Annotated in this window: 2 protein-coding genes; both read left to right on the top strand. The window is 54.1% G+C overall.

What is annotated here, in order from left to right:
* Positions 1 to 55 precede the first annotated feature (55 nt).
* Entirely contained in the window at positions 56 to 490 is a 435-nt protein-coding gene (locus RMSM_RS26760; RefSeq protein ID WP_008704202.1) for an Hsp20/alpha crystallin family protein, read from the top strand.
* A 110-nt stretch (positions 491 to 600) separates the two neighbouring features.
* A complete protein-coding gene (locus RMSM_RS26765) occupies positions 601 to 993 on the top strand; it encodes an Hsp20/alpha crystallin family protein (protein ID WP_008704204.1) in 393 nt (130 codons plus the stop codon).
* Positions 994 to 1,052 lie beyond the last annotated feature (59 nt).

Below are 1,052 nucleotides of genomic sequence, written 5' to 3' on the forward strand. Positions count from 1 at the left end.
AGTCGCTCCGACACCTCTCTCACCACCTAACTCAAGTTTTTGGAGGCGTTCAATCATGTTAAGTTCACATTGGCAACCGATGGCAGACGTGAATCGGCTTCGCAACGAATTGGACCGTCTGTTCGGCCAGGTAAGCGGCGGAAACGGTAATTCGCGACGTGGAACTTTCCCGCTGATGAATTTGTGGGAAGACGACAATTCACTGTATCTCGAAGCTGAATTGCCGGGATTTGAGATGGATGATCTCGAGATCTACGTCACCGGTGGCAACCAGTTGTCGATCTCGGGCGAACGCAAGCAGCCTGAGCACGAAGCGGGTGCATGGCACCGGCAAGAACGCGGTTTCGGCAAATTCCGACGCACGCTCGAACTGCCGGGCGACGTCGACAGCGAGAAAGTGTCTGCGAATTTCCGCAACGGCGTTTTGACATTGACGATGCCCAAGAGCGAAGCGGCAAAACCCCGTCGTATCGAGGTAAAAGCAGACTGAGTCGTTGCCCCGCTGCCCCAACCCATAGTGACGCGTGCGCCCGCCAATGCGGCATGCCGCGTCACGCACACGGTACCTAAACTCAATTCAATTGTTTCGGAGGTGATGTAATGAATACGACAATGAGTAATACGGACAAACAATCCGGCGACACCGCTAGCCCAGAACAAACCTATCAATCGACTTATGTCCCACGGTTTGACATTTGGGAAGGCGAAGAGGAGCTGTTGCTATACGGTGATCTGCCTGGCGTCAGCGTCGACGATCTCGACATTCGCTTTGAAAATCGCGAGTTGACGATCCACGGCAAAGTGCCTTCGCGTCACGAAGGCGAGTTCTTGATCAGCGAATATGGCACCGGTGATTTCCATCGCACGTTTACTGTCGGAGAAAGCATCGATGCCGAGAAGATTTCGGCGGAGATGAAGCACGGCGTGTTGACGCTGAGGCTGCCAAAATCCGAAAAGGTGAAACCTCGCCGGATCAAGGTCCAGGCCAACTAGTCCAGGCCAACTAAAGGTCACCAAGCCCGGGAGGGGCACGATAATTACGTTGCGGAAGT

The organism is Rhodopirellula maiorica SM1, from assembly GCF_000346295.1.
GTDB lineage: Bacteria > Planctomycetota > Planctomycetia > Pirellulales > Pirellulaceae > Novipirellula > Novipirellula maiorica.

What these genes read in the sequence shown, in the direction of transcription:
- RMSM_RS26760 (WP_008704202.1), top strand. Translation starts at nt 56, where the DNA reads ATGTTAAGTTCACATTGGCAACCGATGGCAGACGTGAATCGGCTTCGC.
- RMSM_RS26765 (WP_008704204.1), top strand. Translation starts at nt 601, where the DNA reads ATGAATACGACAATGAGTAATACGGACAAACAATCCGGCGACACCGCT.